The following is a 19,713-nucleotide window of genomic DNA, read 5'->3' on the forward strand; positions in this document are numbered from 1 at the left end:
TAAAGTTTTTATCCTTTTGCGGCGTTTTTACGGATAATATTCAGTGCGCCACCAGCTTTAAACCACTCTATTTGTTGGGCGTTGTAGCTGTGGTTTACTAAAATTTCGTCTTTAGAACCGTCTTTATGGTGTAGTACGATAGTCAATGGAGTATTAGGTGCAAATGATGTCAAACCTAATATATCTATTGTATCGTCTTCCAGAATTTTGTTGTAATCCTCTTTATTAGCAAAAGTCAATCCCAGCATCCCTTGTTTTTTCAGGTTTGTCTCGTGAATACGAGCAAAAGATTTTACAAGAACTGCTCTAACTCCTAAATGACGAGGTTCCATGGCAGCATGCTCTCTGGAAGAACCTTCTCCATAGTTTTCATCACCAACTACGATAGAACCAATACCAGCAGCTTTATAAGCTCTTTGAGTAGCAGGTACAGGACCATATTCGCCAGTTAATTGATTTTTAACATCGTCTGTTTTTTCGTTAAAGAAGTTAACAGCACCAATTAACATGTTATTAGAGATGTTATCTAAGTGACCACGGAACTTTAACCATGGACCTGCCATAGAAATATGGTCAGTAGTACATTTTCCTTTGGCTTTGATTAATAGTTTCAAGCCCAAAAGGTCAGTCCCTTCCCATGCAGCGAAAGGCTCTAATAATTGCAGACGATGAGAAGTTGGAGATACAATTACTTCAACGTTGCTACCGTCTTCAGCCGGAGCCTGATATCCTGGATCATCAACAGCAAAACCTTTTTGAGGTAATTCATCACCTGTAGGCGGATCTAATTTTACCTGCTCACCATTTGCATTGGTAAGTGTATCTGTCAACGGATTAAAATCTAAACGACCAGAAATTGCTATGGCAGCAACCATCTCAGGAGAGGCTACAAAAGCAAATGTATTAGGGTTACCGTCTGCTCTTTTTGCAAAGTTTCTGTTGAAAGAGTGAACGATAGTGTTTTTCTCTTGTTTATCTGCACCCACACGGTCCCACATACCAATACATGGACCACACGCATTGGTAAATACAGTAGCGTTAAGATCTTCAAATGTTTTTAAGTAACCATCTCTGTCTGCCGTAAAGCGAACCTGCTCAGAACCAGGATTGATACCAAAATCTGCTTTGGTGCTTAAGCCTTTATCTACAGCTTGTTTAGCAATAGAAGCAGCTCTTGAAAGATCTTCGTAAGAAGAGTTGGTACAAGAACCAATTAAGCCCCATTCAACTTTCATTGGCCAACCATTTTTCTCTGCTTCTTGTTTCATCTGAGAAATAGGAGTAGCCAAATCTGGTGTAAACGGACCATTCAAGTGTGGTTCAAGTTCAGAAAGGTTTATTTCAATAACCTGATCAAAATATTTTTCTGGCTCAGCATAAACTTCCGCGTCAGCAGTTAAATGTGCTTTAATCGCGTTAGCTGCATCAGCAACATCGTCTCTGTTGGTCGCTCTTAAATAGCGTTCCATAGACTCATCGTAACCAAAAGTAGAAGTGGTTGCTCCAATTTCTGCACCCATGTTACAGATGGTACCTTTACCGGTACATGACATTGAAGTAGCACCTTCACCAAAGTATTCAACAATACATCCGGTACCACCTTTTACAGTTAAAATACCCGCAACTTTTAAGATTACATCTTTTGGTGCAGTCCAACCATTTAACTTGCCGGTTAGTTTTACACCAATTAATTTAGGGAATTTTAGTTCCCACGGTAATCCAGCCATTACGTCACAAGCATCAGCACCACCTACACCAATAGCCAGCATACCTAAACCACCAGCATTAACAGTGTGAGAATCGGTACCGATCATCATACCCCCGGGGAAAGCATAATTTTCCAATACCACCTGGTGGATAATACCAGCGCCAGGTTTCCAGAAGCCAATGCCGTATTTATTAGAAACAGAACCCAGGAAATCAAAAACTTCCTTACTCTCTGTATTTGCTCTTTTTAAATCTTCTTCAGCACCAACTTTAGCCTGTATTAAGTGGTCGCAGTGAGCCGTAGAAGGTACAGCAACTTTAGCTCGTCCGGCTTGCATAAATTGCAAAAGAGCCATTTGAGCGGTAGCATCCTGCATCGCAACGCGGTCAGGAGCAAAATCTACATAAGACTCTCCACGGGTATAAGTCTCAGAAGCGTCACCTTGCCATAAGTGAGCATATAATATCTTTTCTGAAAGTGTTAGAGGTTTACCAACTAATTTTCTAGCAGCTTCTATGCGACTAGGGAAATTAGCATAAACTCTCTTAATCATGTCTATATCAAATGCCATGCTATTGAATTGATAATTAGTTTATACGAAATATTTTTTGTGTTACAAATTTAATAAAAATAGACAGGCTTATCTCTATTTTAATGTAAAACAAAGATTATTTAGAAGCATTCTATTTAGATTTCAGAGATAACCCGCAAAAGATCATAAAAGTTTTAAGCGGAAGGGTAACAATTTTAGTCTTTTCCTGATAACCTTATATAAACATCATTTATGGAGGATATTTTATGAGAAAAATATATTTGGTATTGGTTATTCAGTTAATAGCTAATATCGTATGGGGACAGACCATAAAAACAGAGGAAAAAGGACAATGGCAAGGCGGTGTTTTTGGAGGGGTGAATATGCCTATGGGGACATACAAAAGTGATTTAAGCAGGGCGAAAAATGGACCCGTTGGAGGTTTGTTTCTCGATAAATACTTTAAAGGTAACAAATTTGGTATAGGGCTAGATCTGCGATTTTTTCAAAACAATATGGCTTACAATCCCGATACTATACATTTTGATAATGGTTATATAGCGCCTACATTTGTCAACGGCAAAAAATACAATCATTTTTCGGCAATGCTTGGGCCAACCTATAAGGCTTCTATTTCAAAATTAGATATCGAGGCTTTTGTGCGCGGTGGAGTGCTTTTTCAACAATTCCCCGAGTATTATTCTGATCTTACCATTAACAACTTGCCTTTCTTTAGATTAGAAAATACAAACAACCCTAAAAATAATGCGAAAGCATGGGCAGGACTTGGGGGAGTGAGGTTTGCTTACAATATCAACAAATCCATTGCTGTATTTGTACAGGGCGATTACCTGAGTACGTTTAGTTCAAGTTTTGGTAAAGACTCAGGGGAGTTTCACTACCATAAATACGAACCTATAAAACCTATTCAAAAATCAGATGTAGTGGTAATTAATCCGGGGCATCCGTCAGATATTCATACCTATTTTGCAGATGTTCCCAAAGATTATAAAAATTATACCCAAACACTTAATATAACAGCAGGAGTTAAGTTTATACTAGGCAAAGGAAAAAAAGAAACTGTTAAAAAAGAGACACCAAAGGCGGTAGTGGCGCCTGTGCCGCAATCAAAAGACATAGTAGTCGTAGTTAAAGATAAACAGACAGGTATTGCCCTAAGTGGGGTTACAGTAAGTATCAAAAGCGGGATGGAGACTTATACTTCAACAACTAATGCTAACGGAGAGGCCGAAAGATTACAGGATGCAAAAAGAGGTAGTTATGAGATATCTGGAAGTAAAAATGCAATAGCTACCGGTAATGCTAAAATAGTAGATGCAGACTTTAACCAGACCGGAAATACTATCTATAGGGAGGTTTTTCATGATGACCCAAGATTTACGTTGATTGGTGAAACTATATATTTAAAAGATGCTTCTAAGCTGGCAGGAGTAAATACAGTGCTGACAAAAACCGAAGTAAATACCAATATGAATCAGACTTCTGATGCGGAAGGTAAATTTATCTATCAGTTAGATCAGCAGTCAGATTATACGATAGTAGCCAATCAGTCAGGAAGGTTTTCGCAAACAGAAAATGTGACCACAAAAGGGCTCAACAGAAGTCAGACTTTATATGTGATATTAAAATTGGGAGTTGATGATATTGAGTCAGGTAAAACTTTTGTATTGAAAAATATCAATTACGATTTTGATAAAGTAGATATAAGGCCGGACGCTGCAAGAATATTGGATAACCTGGTGAATATCATGAAACAGAATCCATCTTTAAAGATCGAACTTTCTTCTCATACAGATAGTAGGGGTAGCGATGCTTACAACTTAAAATTGTCGCAAAGACGAGCAGATGCTGCGGTTAGGTATTTAGTAGATAAAGGAATTGACAGATCTAGACTGGTAGCTAAAGGTTTTGGAGAAACTAAATTGCTGAATAGATGCGCAAACGGTGTAGAATGTACAGAGGCGGAACACGAAAAAAACAGGAGAACAGAAGTTAAAGTTTTAAAATATGAGGTAGCGCCTAAATAAAAAGCTGGTTTTTAAATTTGTGTGGTTTAGCCGGTAACTTATATAGTTGCCGGCTTTTTTATTATTCCTTACGTTTTTTATGGGTTGTGGTCTATCCGGTAATTTTAAAGCGAAAGGCTTTTAAAAGAATAACCTTGTTTTGTCCATGCTTCCAAAGCTTTTGGTAATACATATTCCAGTCTTTCCTGAGCTTTCAGGCTGTCATGAAATACAATAATACTTCCCGGCTCAGTGTGCTTAAGAACATTTTTTAGACATTTTTCAGGGCTTAAGTTTAGGTCAAAATCGCCACTTAAAACATCCCACATAATAATTTTGAGATCAGGAATAGTTTGTTTTAATAATTTTATTTGTGATTTTCTGATCCGCCCATAAGGAGGTCTGAAGAGATTAGTTTTTGTTAAATCCTGACATTTAAGAGTGTTGGCAACATATATTTCATCATCAGTATCCCATCCCTTTAGATGGTTGAAAGTATGATTACCAATTTTATGTCCTTCTTTTACTACCTGTTCAAAAACATCCGGGTGCTTTTGAATGTTATCACCAATACAAAAAAAAGTGGCCTTCGCAGAAAACTTTTTTAATGTTTCAAGAACAAAAGGTGTAACAATAGGTATAGGTCCGTCGTCAAAGGTTATATAAAGAGATTTCTCTTGCTTAGGCAGATTCCATATCAGGCCATTAGCATAAAATTTTTTTAATAACCATGGAGATTTTACAAGGTACATAAATGAAAATGTTTATGTTTAAAATATTAAACTTAACAAAGATGGGAATAAAAGGCTTTAAATTATTTGGCGGTAAAAACTTTGCTGTCTTCTCAGCCATCTTTTATATAACCATTGCTTTAAGTTTTAAAGGCTTTGCTCAGGAAAGTCGTACAATCGGATTAAGAGAAGCTATAGATATAGCCCTTGCCAACAATTTGCAGGTAAGGCAAAGTGTTTTTCAGGCAGAAATATCCAAAGCAAATTTAAAGCAGTCCAGAATGGAACTATTTCCATCGTTAAATGCCTCCAGTTCGGCTAGCAGACAATTTGGTCTTTTCTTCGATCAAACTTCAGGAATGGTGGTGCAGCAGGCAGATCAGTTAGATGGTAATCTGGGAGCGGCAGTTCCTTTGTTTCAGGGGTTTTTGTTAAGAAACCGCATTTTGCAGAACAAAGCCTCCGTAGCTGCTGATGTTAGTAATTCTGAGAAAATTAAAAACGACCTCTTACTCTCTGTTATTACGACCTACTTGCAGGCATTGGCAAATAGAGATTTGGTACTGGCTAGCGAACAACAATTGCAGTTGTCTAAAGAACAGATGCAGGTGACGCAGAAAAATTTTGATGTAGGAAACAAAACCCTGGCAGACCTGTCCCAATCAAAAGCCCAGCAAGCTAATAGTGAGCTTAGCCTGACCAATGCGCAAAATGCTTACGATCTGGCAATTCTGGAACTTAAACAGCTTATGGAAATAGATCTGCAACAAAATGTCACGCTGGAAACACCACTTGTGCCTTCTTTAACAAAATTGGAGTTGGGTTATACAGCTAGCGATGTGTATAATCAGGCCGTTCAGATATTCCCAGATGTACAGGCAGCAAAACACAGTACCGAAGCGTATAAGTATGCATTGAAATCCGCTAAAGGAGAATTGTATCCCAATTTATCTTTACGTGGAGGACTAGGAACCCGTTACTCCAGTATATTGGCAAATTCGGTAGGTAAGCAATTAGAAGAAAACGTAAATAAGTACGTGGGTGTACAATTGAACATCCTTATTTTTAATAATTACCGTTCACGTTCGGCAGTTAATATCGCTAAAATAAGGTACGAGAATGCAAAAGTATCTGAGCAGATAGCCCGTAACAGTCTGAACAAAGTAATCAATCAGGCAATTTTAGATCTAAGAGCAGCAGATAAAAAATATTATGCATCAAGAACAGCTTACGAGTCGTCCAAAGATGCATTTGAGGTGATGAAGAAAAGGTATGATGTAGGTTTGGTAAGTACAGTAGAGCTAAATACCTCACAAGTAAACTTCAATAAATCTGAATTTGATTTTATACAATCCAAGTACGATTTGTTGTTTAGAAGTAAAGTGGTCGATTTTTATTTAGGAAACCCAATAAATCTATAAATAGAGCATGAATAAACGGTTAAAAAAAGTTTTAATAATTGTTGTTGTCCTTATGGTATTGGTGGCAATAGCAGGTAAATTGGGATGGATAGGGAAACCTAAAAAACTAAAAGTAGCAGTAGCTAAGGTAGAAGAAAAAGAAGTAGTAGAAACAGTATCTGCAAGTGGAAAAATACAACCAGAAGTGCAGGTGAAACTAAGTCCTGAGGTTTCGGGGGAAATTGTGGAGCTGAATGTCAAAGAAGGTGATATAGTTAAAAAAGGTCAGTTGCTTTGTAAAATAAAGCCCGACATCTTAATTTCAGGATACGATCGTAGTGTAGCATCATACAATGCTCAAAAAGCTTCTGTAGGAAGTGCACAGCAGCAAATTGTACAAGCCGAAGCTAATTTTAAAAATGTAGAATCGAGATATAAAAGAAATGAAACTTTGTTTAAAGAAAAAGTAATATCAGCATCAGAATTTGATGCGGTAAAGGCAGAATATCTGACAGCAAAGGCTAATCTCGAATCTGCAAAACAGAATCTGATCGCTTCTAAATTTAATCTGGACCAGACAGGGGCCGCAGTAAAAGAAGCCAGTGACAATTTAGCCAGAACAAATATCTATGCTCCGGTAGATGGAGTCGTATCAAAACTTTCTGTAGAAAAGGGAGAACGTGTAGTGGGAACGGCTCAGATGAGTGGAACCGAGATTATGACTATCGCTAACCTGAATAGTATGGAGGTAAATGTTGATGTGAATGAAAACGATATCAACAGGCTTTCTTTGGGCGATACCGCTATTATTGAGGTTGATGCTTTTTTAGGTAAGAAATTTAAAGGTGTGGTAACAGAAATTGCCAGCTCGGCAAAAACAACAGGCGAAAGTGTAGATCAGGTAACTAATTTTACCGTGAAGGTGAAAATACTACCAGAGTCTTATGCTAATTTGCAAAAGTCGTCACTCCCTTCACCGTTCAGGCCTGGATTATCGGCAACAGTAGATATTCAGACAGCAAAAAGTAAAGGAATGGTGGTGCCTATCCAGGCGGTTACAGTAAGAGATCAGGAAAACAAAGGGGAAGAGCAGGTGAATAAAGACAAAGTTGAAACCAAAAGCTCAAATGTAAATAAAGCCAATGAATTTGTCTTTGTTGTAGAGGGCGGGAAGGTGAAACAAGTTTCCGTAAAGACCGGAATTCAGGATAATCAAAATATAATAGTTACAGGGTTAAAGGCAGGACAACAAGTAGTCTCTGCGCCGTATAGTGCTATATCTAAAGATCTTAAAGCTGATGATGAAGTAGAAGTGGTAGATAAATCCAAGCTGTTTGCAGAAGTAAAGAAATAGGCTCCTGATACTAAATTGTCTATTAATAAAAAGAAATTCTTTAATTTGGGGGCTGTATCAAAAGAACTTTGTCATCCCGGTCGCAGTTGGGGGGATCTGTATCAGGAGTACTTGGGAATAAGATTTCTCTTCGTTGTACTCTTCGAAATGACGATATTTTTACTTTTGATACAACCCCTTATTTTTTGAGTTATTGAAGTACATGGATTATTTTTCGGATAAGATAGGAGTTATTGGAGGCGGTAGTTGGGCAACAGCAATGGTTAAGATGTTGGGTGATAATGAAGTGGGAAAAGAGATTTTTTGGGGAATGCGTAACCAATCAGCCATAGAACATATTAAACAGTATAAGCATAATCCGCAATACATCTCTTCGGCAGAACTTAAACTTAATCCTGAAAATGTTACGTCAGATATTCGAAAGGTATTTGCATGTTCAGGCGTAATTATCCTTAATGTACCTGCGGCCTTTTTAAAAGATTCTCTGAGGGATGTTTCTCCGGAAGATTTCAAAGGCAAAAAAATTGTTTCGGCAATAAAAGGGATTGTTCCGCAGGAAAATCAGATTGTCGGCGATTTTATACATCAAACCTATGGTGTGCCATTTGAAGATATTGTGGTAATCAGTGGGCCTTGTCATGCCGAAGAAGTAGCCTTAGAAAAACTTTCTTACCTTACTATAGCCTCCTTAGATACAGATTTAGCTCAACATGTAGCCGGATTGTTGGCTACCCGATATATCAAAACCAATGTTTCCGATGATATATTTGGAACAGAATACGCTGCGGTATTAAAAAATATTTATGCGCTTGCCTGTGGTATTTGTCATGGACTAGGATATGGTGATAATTATCAGGCTGTTTTTATTTCCAACGCTTTGCGTGAAATGAAACGTTTTGTAGATATTATTCATCCTATCCATCGGGATATCAAAGAATCAGCTTATCTGGGCGATTTATTGGTTACCTGTTACTCACAATTTAGCAGAAACAGAACCTTCGGTAATATGATAGGCAAAGGTTATACCGTTCGTTCTGCGCAGTTAGAAATGAATATGGTGGCAGAAGGGTATTATGCTACAGACTGTATATTTCAGATTAATAAAAAGTATCAAGTAGATATGCCCATACTGAATGCGGTATACAACATCCTTTATCAGCAATACCCACCAGTATTAGCCATGCAAAAACTTAGTGAGGGATTAATCTAATTGTTATTAGATTAAGTGGAATTCCATCAGGTATTTTAAATTGCCTATACAAATTGTTATATTTGAGTTGTAAAATATTAGCTATGAGACTTATACTTGAGAACGTAGATGAAAAACACTATCGTCTTTTAAAAGAGATGGCTAAATCCCTCAATTTTACACTTAAAAGTGAAGAGGAAGAAGAGAGAGAGTATTCAAAAGATTTTCGTGATAAGATAGATAGGGGACTCAAATCAGACGTTGAAGGTAATGGAGTGAGAATTGCCCTTGATGATCTATGGAAATAGAATTTCATGCGGATGCCCTGTCTGATAGGGAATACTGGATGAGATCAGGAAATAAGCTTATTTAAAAGAAAATAAGAGAGCTTATAATAGCCATTGGTAAAGATCCGTTTAATGGAATCGGCAAGCCGGAACCTCTTAAATACCAATATGCGGGGTTATGGTCCAGACTATAAACAAAGAACATCGTTTAATCTATAAAGTAGAAGAAAACCTGATAAAGATATATTCGATGAAAGGTCATTACTACTAACGGACTCAATACTTTGTCTCAAATTTTTACCAATATCTGTATGCAATAGTTAAGTGGAACTTTAATCTAATGGTATTTCAAGAGCTTTTGTAGGTTTAAAACCGTTTTCATATCTTGTTGAACGATTTTTATAGTCGAAAAACATAAATCTAAAAACAGTTATAACAAGGTATGAAACATATTTTCTCAATTTTACTACTCTTTTTTGCTGCGCCTTTATTTGCGCAAATTAACCTGCCTTCATTTTTCTCAGACAATATGGTATTGCAAAGAAATGCCGAAGTTAATTTTTGGGGTTGGGGAAATAGGGGAGGTCAGGTACTTATTATTCCATCCTGGTCAAAAGACACCGTTAAGGTGAAGGCAACAGGTTATGCCCGGTTTGATGCCAAACTAAAAACCCCTGAAGCTGGCGGACCTTATGAGATTACAGTAGTAAGTGGCAGAAATAGAAAAGTTCTTAAAAACATTCTGATAGGAGAAGTGTGGTTGTGTTCAGGGCAATCTAATATGCAATGGAGTTCTTACAATAAACTACAGGAAATGATAGATGAATTACCTAACGTCAATAATCCTAACATAAGGTTGTTGCAGGTCAGCAATATTGCAACAACAGCCCCGCAAGAAAATATCTACGATTCTTGGCAGGAATGTACATCTCAAACGGCCAATGGTTTTAGTGCAATAGGCTATTTTATAGCGAAACAATTAAGTAAAGATTTAAATGTGCCCATTGGGATTATTAATTCCAGTTGGGGCGGTACGCCTGCAGAATTTTGGACACCGGCAAAATATATAGAAAATGATCCGGAATTGTTGAAAAATGCAAAAGTACATAAACCTGCGGCTGGAAAACCACATGAATATGCCACACTGTGGAATGCTATGGTTCATCCTTTAGCGGGTTATAATATTGCAGGAGCATTTTGGTACCAGGGAGAAAGTAATGTGGGAACTTACAGTGGGTATAATAAACTGTTTTCAACAATGATAAAAAGCTGGAGAGAAGCGTGGAAATCTGATTTTCCTTTTTATTACGTTCAGATAGCACCTTACGACTATAAATCTCCGGCAAACGAACAAAAAGGCGCTTTGTTGAGAGAACAACAAGCACAAACTTTAGATGTTCCTAAAACAGCAATGGCCGTAATTACTGATTTGGTACCCGATGTTAAAAACATACACCCAACCCGAAAAAAAGAAGTAGCAGAAAGATTGTCAAATATTGCCTTGGCCGAAGTGTACAACAAAAAAGCAATAGATTATAAATCTCCGGTTTATAAAAGCTATAAAGTTGACGGAAATAAAATAATTATAGACTTTAATTATCTGGAAGGTAAACTACAGGTAAAAGGTAAGGATATTACAGACCTTTATATTGCCGATGATTCCAAAAACTTTGTACCTGCCAATTACAAAATCGACAAAAATAAATTGATAGTATTTAGCAAAGAGATTAAAAAACCTGTAGCAGTTAGATTTGGATTTACCGATGTGGCTATGCCTAATCTATTTAATGATAGGGGTTTGCCAGTTTCTCCCTTTAGAACAGATAATTGGTAAGCGGCTACAAGAGTTATTTATGGGGGTGTATCAAAAGGACCTTGTCCCGAGCGCAGTCGAGAGATCTCTTTCAGAAGTACTTAAGGAAGAGATTTCTCTTCGCTGTCCTCATCGATGACAACGTTTTTATTTTTGAGACAGCTCCAATGTCTTAAAATATAGAATTTTAATGTTCAGGTCATTATCACGTGCTAAGATTTACTCTCACTCTCAATGAGTTTTATCAGTGTTTCTTTGCTAGGTAATACAGTTAAATACTTACTTGCAAAGATCTGTGTGTTATTCTCAGGGAGTGTAAATTCAACAACAGCCTCACTTTTATTTTGACAAAGTATGATACCGATTGTTTTATGCTCGTCATCAAGTTTTATTTTCCTGTCGTAGTAGTTTACATACATCTGCATTTGTCCAATGTCCTGATGTTTTAATTCGCCTACCTTTAAATCAATCAGTACAAAACATTTTAAGATTCGATTGTAAAAAACCAAGTCAATTCTAAAATGCTTATCATCAAAACTTATTCTATTTTGTCTGGCAACAAATGTAAAACCTGTTCCAAGTTCCAGCAGAAAATGCTCGAGTTTATCAATCAGCTTTTGTTCTAACTCACTTTCAGAATAAATATTATGTTCAGGAAGCCCAATAAATTCCAGAATATAGGGATCTTTTATTGCATCTTGTGGTTTTTGAATTACCTGACCCTGTTCGGCAAGTTGCAGAATTTCATTTTTATCTTTACTCAAAGAGAGTCTGGTAAATAGTGCGGAATCATATTGACGATTTAGTTCTCTTAAGCTCCAATTATTTTTAAAAGCTTCAGTTTCATAGAATCTTCTTTCCAGTTCGTTATCAATTCTCATTAGTTTTAAATAATGGGACCAACTCAATTTAAGCTCCCCAGATAAAGTTTTATTGTTCTTGGAGCTTGAGAATTTCGCAGACACTGTCTGCGCTTTTGAGTAAACAAGATAAAACTGTCTCATCTGCTCTAAATTTCTTTGAGAAAACCCTTTTCCAAATTCTGTTGTCAGGTTTTTTGAAAGGTTTTTTAATAACTACTTCCCATAATCAGCTCTTTCTTTTCCGCTTTGTTCTTCCTCAATAATCATGCGTCCGATTTCGAAATAGGTCAAAACCATGGTCTGATTTATTGTCTGAAAGACTTTCTTCCGAGCTTCATTTAGTAAAGTTGAGATCTTGTTTGATAAATCGCTGAGAGAAATATTTGTCATTTACTTCAGATTAGAGCTTATAATACGAATATACTTTTTTTAACATTAACCGTATTTGAAATCAAACAATATTAAATACTAATGAACATGCGTGGTTTAAACTCCCTTAGCCAGCATCGAGAGATAGATTTTATGTTAAAATTTCATATAGGCTGGATAATATCAGCAAGTGTAGTGCTCAAATAAAAATAATATCTTAGCTTTGGATAAGCCTGTACACCTTTAAATTAGCTCTCTATGTCTATAGACTTATTAAGCGATGAAGAATTGCTTTCTCAGTTAAAGCAGGGAAAAAGGAACGCTTTTAATCAGATTTATGAGCGGTATTATGCCGTGCTTTATGCCCACGCCTATAGAAAACTTCAGAATAAAGAAGAAGTAAGAGATATTCTCCAAAACCTGTTTGTCTATATCTGGAACAATAAAGAAAATCTTAACGTAAATTCGAGTCTGTCCGCTTATCTGTATACCTCTGTAAGAAATAGAATATTGAATTTTATTAGGGATACTAAGGTGAGAGCACAATACACAACATCTTTACAGGAATTTGCAGAAAAAGGAGAAAATCTGGTAGAAAATCAATTGCAGGAAAAAGAGCTTATTAGAATTGTGGAACAGGAAATAGCGCAGTTACCACCCCAAATGCGTTTAATTTTTGAAATGAGCAGAAATTTAGAAATGTCCCATCAGGAAATAGCAGACGAGCTCAATATCAGTCCGCTAACGGTGCGCACTCAGGTCAGAAATGCATTAAGAATTCTGAGAGTAAAGCTCGGAACCTATACTTTTACAATTTTTTTTTAATTCCCAATACCCCCTCCGCTTTTCTGCCGTGTCTTAGTATTATAAACGCCCCAATAGGCCTAAATAAATTCGATGAAACGGAAAGAAGATTTACTGGATAGGTACTTTTCAGGTCATGTCAGTGCTGAAGAAAAAGCATTGGTAGAATCTTGGTATTTAGATCTGAACAAAGATAAGGGAAACCTTAATCAACAGGAGCTGGAAGATGAGTTTTATCTGGGATTTAAAAATATCAATAAGGCAATAGAACGGCAAAAACGTATGTTCTATTTAAGACTTTCTGCAGCTGCTGCGGTTGTTTTTATAGTATTGGGTAGCCTGTTTTTTATAAATGGTAATGAGGAGTTATTGTCTCAAAAAGAAGAGCCTCAACACATACATCAGGAAAACTTAAAAGACAAGGTAGTTCTTACGCTTTCAGACGGAAGAAAAATCAATTTAGAAGATCTGGAGTCAGGAGCTGCTATAGACGAAGAAGGAGCCGTTTTATCAAAATCATCGGGAGCAGAATTATCCTATTCTTCCTCCGAATCAAAAAGTATAAACTCTTTTAATACCGTAGAAACTCCAATAGGTTTAAGTTTCCGTATTAATTTACCAGACGGTAGTAAAGTATGGGTTAACTCCATGTCTAAATTAAAATATCCTCTGCGTTTTAAAGAAGACGAACGTGTGGTGGAGTTAGATGGTGAGGCCTATTTTGAAATAGCAAAAAACAATCAGCCTAACGGAGACCGGAAACCATTTAAAGTAGTAACCAAAAACCAAACGGTTGAGGTTCTGGGAACCCATTTTAATATACGTTCCTATGAAGATGAAAGCTTGGTGAAAACGACTTTGCTGGAAGGTTCCGTAAGAGTGCATTATCAGGCTTTGGCCAAAATGCTGAAACCGGGAGAACAGGCCGCTTATTCAAAACCAGAAAATACAGTGTCAGTTTCAGAAGTTAATCCAGAAGATGTGATTGCCTGGAAAGAAGGATATTTTAGTTTTAAAGATATAGATATAGTCACCTTTATGAACGACCTGAAACGCTGGTATGATATAGACGTACAATATTTAGGAGAAATTAAATCGAAGAAAATTAGCGGCACTTTCTCCAGAACTAAAAAATTACCGGAATTATTACTATCTGTGGAAGACCTGGGAGATTATAGATTTAAAGTAGAAGGAAGGAGGGTCGTGGTAATGTCAAATTAAATACAGTTGAGATTACTTGAAAGAGAACCTGAGGCACTGCGAATGCCCCGGGTTCAGAAGCTGTAAAGCTCAATTAGGTAAATCTCATAATTGCTTGCTGATACAATTATTTTAATAAATAAGCCTAATCATATCAAATGTATAAAAAAAATATCGTAATGCTATCCGGGTCGGATAGTAGTATGTCTTATCGAATTTTGCTGAGGATGAAACTGATATTTCTTTTCCTTTCCCTGATGATATTTCAGGTCAATGCTGCGGTATATGCGCAAAAAGTAGACATCAATGTCAGAAACGCAAAACTGAAGGATGTTTTCAGTATCATCAGAAAACAAACCGGTTACGACTTTGTGTATAAGTTAGAGGATTTGAACCAGGCAAAGCTGGTGAATATTAATGCCAAAAATGAACCTATCCAACAGGTTTTAGAAAAATGCTTTGTCAATCAACCGCTCACTTATAAAATAAATGCAACCACAGTTTCCGTTAGAAAAAAAGCTGCAGAAAATCAGCCACCTAAAACAGTAGGGGTTGTAGGTAAAATAACCGATGAAAAAGGAGAGCCTTTGGCAGGAGTAAGCGTGAGGGTTAAAGGCGGAGCTACAGGCACCATTTCTGATCATAATGGTAATTACAAACTAAATGTGGCTTCACAGAATACTATTTTGGTTTTTACCTATATAGGTTTTGCTACTCAGGAAAAAGAAATAGGCGCAAATGCAGTGCTTAACATTTCTTTAAAGCCAGAAGCATCCAGCTTAAACCAGGTAGTAGTTATTGGGTATGGAGAAGTGAAGAGGGGAGATGTAACCGGGGCGGTAGCTGAGGTAAAACTCGAAGATTTACAAAAAGCTCCCGTACTGTCTGTAGATCAGGCTTTGGCCGGAAGAATTGCAGGTGTTCAGGTAACTTCCAATGATGGACAACCAGGCTCAGAAATGAATATTGTGATCCGGGGAGGAAATTCTTTAACCCAAAGCAATGCGCCCTTGTATGTAATAGATGGTTTTCCGTTGGAAGATGCCAGTTTAATGAGTATCAATCCTGAAGATATCAAGTCTATGACCGTATTGAAAGATGCCTCTGCTACGGCTATTTACGGCTCTAGAGGGGCAAATGGGGTTATTGTTATTGAAACCAAGCAAAGTGAAGGAGATAATAAGACAAATGTTTCCTTTGGTAGTAATATTGGTTTTCAACGGGTAACCAATCGTCTTGATTTGATGGAACCTTACGAATTTGTTAAATATCAATATGAAGCTAACTCGCAGGCAGCAGATATTTTTTATTTAGCAAATAAAGGCAAAACAATTGATGATTATTTGGGTGTGAAAGGTATAGATTGGCAAGACCACTTATTTAGAGATGGCTTTTACCATAACCATTCATTAAGCTTATCTGGTGGAGGGAAAACCAGATTTATGGGGTCATTTTCCTATGCCAATCAGCAAGGACCTATTATTAAAACTGGTTACGACAGACTTCAGGGAAGATTAAACCTGAACCACGATACCAAAAACGCAAAATATTTTCTGGGAATAAATTATACCCAGGATAAAGATTTTGGAGATGTATCATCATCTCCCGAAACAGCAACATATAGCAGTTATACTTTATTCAGAGCCTGGGCTTTCAGACCCACATCCGGCGGAAACGATGATATGTTTTTTGATGAAATCATAGATCCGGAATCTGCATTAACCACCACAAACCCGATTATAGATCTTAATAATATTTTTAGAGAAAACAGGAAAAGCAACCTGTTTATAAATGCCTCAGCCACTTTTAAAATTACCAATAATTTGGAATTCAGAGCCAGAGGAGGAGCTTCTAAAAGAACCTATCGTGAGTCTGCATTCTATAATTCGCTCACTTCCAGAGGAACATCCCTATTACCCGGTAGTGTGAAAGGAGTAAATGGACTGGTGAATTTTGTGCAGATGGGAAACTGGCTAAATGAAAATACCCTCACCTACCGTAAAAAAGTTCAGCACCATTCCTTTACAGGTTTATTAGGCTTTACATTACAACAAAATGACTATAGTAAATTTGGGTTAGCAGGAGAACAGTTACCTAACCAAGATTTGGGGTTAAGCGGAATAGATCAGGGAACAGTGAGTGCAAATACAGCTCTAATCAATAAAAACTTTCTAATGTCCTATCTGGGAAGAGCAGATTATAATTACAAAAGTAAATACCTGCTTACATTGACCTTTAGGGCAGATGGTTCCAGTAAATTTGCCAAAGGCAATCAATGGGCCTATTTTCCTTCAGCAGCATTTGCCTGGAAACTTAAAAACGAAGACTTTTTACAGCATATAAATGTATTAACGGATGCTAAGCTAAGAACAAGTTATGGATATACAGGGAATAACAGAATTGGTGATTTTACCCGTTATTCACAAATAACTATGCCTTACAGCTCGCATTATTCATTTCAAAACCAAAACCCTACTTTGGCAGCCATTCCGAGTGTCTACGGTAACGCTGATTTGAAGTGGGAAACAACCCGTCAGTTTGATTTGGGAATAGACCTTGCATTTCTAAAAAACAGAATCAGGTTTACAGCAGATGTTTACGATAAAGTTACCAATGACTTATTATTGAGTGCACCAGTACCCTATACAACAGGTTTTTCAAGTATTTATAAAAATATAGGAAGTATTAACAACCGTGGATTAGAACTTTCATTATCTACAGATAATATTAAAACCAAAAACTTTTCATGGGGATCAGACTTTAATATCAGCTTCAACAAAAACAAAATATTGTCTCTAACAGATGAAGCCAACAGGTTACTAACACCATTAGGTTGGTCAAGTAATTTCAATACAGTAAATCTTTATCTGGCACAGGTAGGTGGGCCTTCAGCTATGTTCTACGGTTTAGTTTGGGAAGGTGTTTATACGTATGACGACTTTGATCTTGTTGGCGGCGATTATGTGTTAAAACAAAATGTTCCCACTAACGGAGCTTCAAGAAATGCTATTCAACCTGGTGATGTAAAATACAGAGATATCAATGGTGACGGTATAATTAATATTAACGATAATACGGTTATAGGCAGAGCCTTACCTATACATGCAGGTGGTTTCAATAATAATTTCAGGTATAAAAACTTTGGTTTAAATGTGTTTTTCCAATGGTCATACGGGAATGATGTCATGAATGCCAATAGAATGTATCTGGAAGGTAATGTCAATAATAGTATGGGGATGAATCAGCTAAGGACTTATGAAAACAGATGGACACCTGATAATCCAACCAGTAATATTTACAGGGTGGGCGGACAAGGTCCTGGAGGTTATTATAGTAATCGCACCTTAGAAGATGGCTCTTTCCTACGTTTGAAAACAGTTAATCTTTCCTATTCATTACCACGTTTGTGGCTAAAACGTATGAATTTGAAAACATTTGAATTAAATGTAGCAGCTCAGAACCTGTACACATGGACCAATTATTCAGGTATGGATCCCGAAGTATCCTTAAGGAATTCGGCACTTACCCCAGGGTTTGACTTCTCTGTGTATCCCACAGCTAAAACATTAGTATTTGGAATAAAAACTAACTTCTAAAGAGATGAAAAAAATTAGTCTATTCATATTGGTTTTAAGTTTTTCTTTTTTCTCCTGTGAGAAAGCGTTAGAACTAAAACCTTACGATTTTCCGCTACCAGAAGATTATTATAGCACCAAAGATGAAATGAATTATTCCTTAACCGGAGTTTATTCAGTATTAAAAGACCATGCCTTATATGCCAATAATATGTTGGGACGTATGGGGTTAGATGCAGATCAGGCCTATAATAGAAACTCTAACGATGCAAATTCAATCGGAGACTATTCCGTTTCCACAGCAGATATAAAAGTTCAGAGTTTTTGGCGTGTGCTTTATGCCGGTATCAATCGCGCAAACATGATCCTGAAGAATATAGATAAACCCAAGGATATGAAAGCCTCAGAAAGAGAAGTTCTGGAAGGAGAAACACTTTTTTTAAGAAGCTATTTTTATTTTTTACTGGTAACAAATTTTGGAGACGTTCCTTTAATTCTGGATCCCATCAATACAGCATCTGCACAAGCACATCAGGCAGCAAGAACTCCTAAAGCAAAAGTTTATGCGCAAATAATAAATGATCTGGAGAAAGCCGCAGATCAGGTTTTGCCTATAGAAACAGTAGGTTTTGGAGGCAGAGTTAGTAAATCAGCAGTTTGGGGTATTTTGGCAAGGGTAAATTTACATATGGCGGGTTACCCGTTAAAAGATGAAACCAGATATACCGAAGCCAGAAAATGGGCAAAGATGGTGATGGATCAGAGTGTGCATAAACTCAACCCAAGCTTCCAGAATGTATTTGAAAAATTGGCGAGAGACCAATATGATATCGGCGAAAATATTCTGGAGGTAGAATTTTACGGAAACGGAACAGGAATTTATGCAACACTGGGTGGTTATGTAGGTGTAAATAATGGCATCTATAATCAACAAGATTTAGATATAGGTTATGGCTACTCTTACATTAATACCACTACCTATACTTATGACACTTATGAGGCTGCAGATATGCGTAGAGATTGGACAATAGCTCCTTTTTACTATGCGTTTACTAACAAAGTTGGCCGAGAGGTGATGAGGGCTTCAAATGAGATTATGGTTAGAAATTGTGGAAAATTCAGAAGAACATCTGAAATTTTAAAGCCAAAGCATAAGAGCTTAACTCCTCAAAACTTTCCTCTGCTCAGATTTTCAGATGTATTGCTAATGTTTGCTGAAGCCGAAAATGCTATCCATAATGGGCCAACACAGGATGCAATAGATGCCGTAAATTTAGTGAGAAGAAGAGGGTTTGGAAAACTGCTTCCTTATGAGATGGTAAAGAGCATTACGGTAACCAATGCAGGTAGCGGTTATACCACTGCTCCAACCGTAAATATTACCGGTGGCGGCGGATCAGGAGCAACTGCAAGCGCTACAATTTCAGGAGGAAAAATAACAGCTATAACTATTACCAATGCCGGAGGTAATTATACCTCGGCGCCAACAATTAGTTTTATTGGAGGCGGAGGTAGTGGAGCTGTTGCTACAAGTACAATCACCAGTATAGGAGCAACTACTCCGGATTTAACTACGGCAAATACAGCATCGTATGACTTATTTCTGAAAACAATTCAGAATGAACGTACCCGGGAACTGGCTTTCGAATGTCTAAGAAAAGGAGATTTGGTAAGATGGGGCATATTCCTGACCAATATGAAAGATAGATTGAATGATGTGAATAATCATATCAATTTCTATGATTTGAGGTTTGCGAGAGCAACCTTCACCAATGTGTCTTCCAGAGATGTGGTATGGCCAATTCCAAGTTATGAATTGGGAGTAAATTATGAATTAGTACAAAATGTTGGATGGTAAATT

The 19,713-nt window shown here is 37.1% G+C and carries 14 protein-coding genes and 1 pseudogene; 11 read left to right on the top strand and 4 right to left on the bottom strand.

What is annotated here, in order from left to right:
- Positions 1-8: 8 nt before the first annotated feature.
- Positions 9-2,279 (bottom strand): aconitate hydratase, encoded by a 2,271-nt coding sequence (locus ACFSAH_RS01110; protein WP_379660841.1) that lies wholly within the window; start codon positions 2,277-2,279, stop codon positions 9-11.
- Between the two features lie 227 nt (positions 2,280-2,506).
- On the opposite strand from ACFSAH_RS01110, the gene ACFSAH_RS01115 reads away from it, so the two are divergent.
- Positions 2,507-4,288: an OmpA family protein gene (locus ACFSAH_RS01115; RefSeq protein ID WP_379660842.1), complete on the top strand. Its 1,782-nt coding sequence runs from the start codon at positions 2,507-2,509 to the stop codon at positions 4,286-4,288.
- 104 nt (positions 4,289-4,392) lie between these two features.
- Here the strand turns inward: ACFSAH_RS01115 and ACFSAH_RS01120 are convergent, their stop codons facing one another.
- Complete coding sequence (locus ACFSAH_RS01120) at positions 4,393-5,019, bottom strand: polysaccharide deacetylase family protein (protein WP_379660843.1); 627 nt, start codon at positions 5,017-5,019, stop codon at positions 4,393-4,395.
- Positions 5,020-5,033: 14 nt separating this feature from the next.
- Here ACFSAH_RS01120 and ACFSAH_RS01125 point away from each other — a divergent pair, with 14 nt between their 5' ends.
- The 6 genes from ACFSAH_RS01125 to ACFSAH_RS01150 all read left to right on the top strand — a co-directional run bounded on the left by ACFSAH_RS01125 (position 5,034) and on the right by ACFSAH_RS01150 (position 11,062).
- The gene (locus tag ACFSAH_RS01125) at positions 5,034-6,419 is read left to right on the top strand and encodes a TolC family protein (RefSeq protein WP_379660844.1); all 1,386 of its coding nucleotides are present in this window, start codon (positions 5,034-5,036) and stop codon (positions 6,417-6,419) included.
- A gap of 7 nt (positions 6,420-6,426) precedes the next feature.
- Positions 6,427-7,752 carry an efflux RND transporter periplasmic adaptor subunit gene (locus tag ACFSAH_RS01130; RefSeq protein ID WP_379660845.1) on the top strand — a complete coding sequence of 442 codons (1,326 nt, stop codon included), beginning with the start codon at positions 6,427-6,429 and terminating at the stop codon, positions 7,750-7,752.
- Positions 7,753-7,954: 202 nt separating this feature from the next.
- Positions 7,955-8,962 carry an NAD(P)H-dependent glycerol-3-phosphate dehydrogenase gene (locus ACFSAH_RS01135; protein WP_379660846.1) on the top strand — a complete coding sequence of 336 codons (1,008 nt, stop codon included), beginning with the start codon at positions 7,955-7,957 and terminating at the stop codon, positions 8,960-8,962.
- 83 nt (positions 8,963-9,045) lie between these two features.
- Positions 9,046-9,249, top strand: a complete 204-nt coding sequence (locus ACFSAH_RS01140; RefSeq protein ID WP_379660847.1) for a DUF2683 family protein — start codon at positions 9,046-9,048, stop codon at positions 9,247-9,249.
- Positions 9,250-9,341: 92 nt separating this feature from the next.
- Entirely contained in the window at positions 9,342-9,422 is an 81-nt protein-coding gene (locus ACFSAH_RS01145) for a type II toxin-antitoxin system YoeB family toxin (protein WP_379661034.1), read from the top strand.
- 248 nt (positions 9,423-9,670) lie between these two features.
- The gene (locus ACFSAH_RS01150; protein ID WP_379660848.1) at positions 9,671-11,062 is read left to right on the top strand and encodes a sialate O-acetylesterase; all 1,392 of its coding nucleotides are present in this window, start codon (positions 9,671-9,673) and stop codon (positions 11,060-11,062) included.
- A gap of 191 nt (positions 11,063-11,253) precedes the next feature.
- Here ACFSAH_RS01150 and ACFSAH_RS01155 read toward each other — a convergent pair whose 3' ends face one another.
- Positions 11,254-11,805 (bottom strand): PDDEXK nuclease domain-containing protein, encoded by a 552-nt coding sequence (locus ACFSAH_RS01155; RefSeq protein WP_379661035.1) that lies wholly within the window; start codon positions 11,803-11,805, stop codon positions 11,254-11,256.
- Between the two features lie 18 nt (positions 11,806-11,823).
- A pseudogene (locus ACFSAH_RS01160) lies at positions 11,824-12,294 on the bottom strand (DUF1016 N-terminal domain-containing protein); the annotation flags it as partial.
- 237 nt (positions 12,295-12,531) lie between these two features.
- Here ACFSAH_RS01160 and ACFSAH_RS01165 point away from each other — a divergent pair.
- The 4 genes from ACFSAH_RS01165 (at position 12,532) to ACFSAH_RS01180 (ending at position 19,710) form a co-directional block, all read left to right on the top strand.
- Positions 12,532-13,098: an RNA polymerase sigma-70 factor gene (locus ACFSAH_RS01165; protein WP_379660849.1), complete on the top strand. Its 567-nt coding sequence runs from the start codon at positions 12,532-12,534 to the stop codon at positions 13,096-13,098.
- A 72-nt stretch (positions 13,099-13,170) separates the two neighbouring features.
- On the top strand, positions 13,171-14,298 hold the full coding sequence (locus ACFSAH_RS01170) for a FecR family protein (protein ID WP_379660850.1): 1,128 nt from the start codon (positions 13,171-13,173) through the stop codon (positions 14,296-14,298).
- Between the two features lie 206 nt (positions 14,299-14,504).
- The gene (locus ACFSAH_RS01175) at positions 14,505-17,873 is read left to right on the top strand and encodes a TonB-dependent receptor (protein WP_379660851.1); all 3,369 of its coding nucleotides are present in this window, start codon (positions 14,505-14,507) and stop codon (positions 17,871-17,873) included.
- Between the two features lie 4 nt (positions 17,874-17,877).
- Complete coding sequence (locus tag ACFSAH_RS01180; RefSeq protein ID WP_379660852.1) at positions 17,878-19,710, top strand: RagB/SusD family nutrient uptake outer membrane protein; 1,833 nt, start codon at positions 17,878-17,880, stop codon at positions 19,708-19,710.
- Positions 19,711-19,713: the final 3 nt, after the last annotated feature.

It is taken from the genome of Pseudopedobacter beijingensis (assembly GCF_042678145.1).
Taxonomy (GTDB): Bacteria; Bacteroidota; Bacteroidia; order Sphingobacteriales; family Sphingobacteriaceae; genus Pseudopedobacter; species Pseudopedobacter beijingensis.

Coding starts and splice junctions, on each gene's coding strand:
- ACFSAH_RS01115 (WP_379660842.1), top strand. CDS start 2,507: ATGAGAAAAATATATTTGGTATTGGTTATTCAGTTAATAGCTAATATC.
- ACFSAH_RS01125 (WP_379660844.1), top strand. CDS start 5,034: ATGTTTAAAATATTAAACTTAACAAAGATGGGAATAAAAGGCTTTAAA.
- ACFSAH_RS01110 (WP_379660841.1), bottom strand. CDS start 2,279: ATGGCATTTGATATAGACATGATTAAGAGAGTTTATGCTAATTTCCCT.
- ACFSAH_RS01135 (WP_379660846.1), top strand. CDS start 7,955: ATGGATTATTTTTCGGATAAGATAGGAGTTATTGGAGGCGGTAGTTGG.
- ACFSAH_RS01130 (WP_379660845.1), top strand. CDS start 6,427: ATGAATAAACGGTTAAAAAAAGTTTTAATAATTGTTGTTGTCCTTATG.
- ACFSAH_RS01170 (WP_379660850.1), top strand. CDS start 13,171: ATGAAACGGAAAGAAGATTTACTGGATAGGTACTTTTCAGGTCATGTC.
- ACFSAH_RS01150 (WP_379660848.1), top strand. CDS start 9,671: ATGAAACATATTTTCTCAATTTTACTACTCTTTTTTGCTGCGCCTTTA.
- ACFSAH_RS01180 (WP_379660852.1), top strand. CDS start 17,878: ATGAAAAAAATTAGTCTATTCATATTGGTTTTAAGTTTTTCTTTTTTC.
- ACFSAH_RS01140 (WP_379660847.1), top strand. CDS start 9,046: ATGAGACTTATACTTGAGAACGTAGATGAAAAACACTATCGTCTTTTA.
- ACFSAH_RS01120 (WP_379660843.1), bottom strand. CDS start 5,019: ATGTACCTTGTAAAATCTCCATGGTTATTAAAAAAATTTTATGCTAAT.
- ACFSAH_RS01175 (WP_379660851.1), top strand. CDS start 14,505: ATGAAACTGATATTTCTTTTCCTTTCCCTGATGATATTTCAGGTCAAT.
- ACFSAH_RS01165 (WP_379660849.1), top strand. CDS start 12,532: ATGTCTATAGACTTATTAAGCGATGAAGAATTGCTTTCTCAGTTAAAG.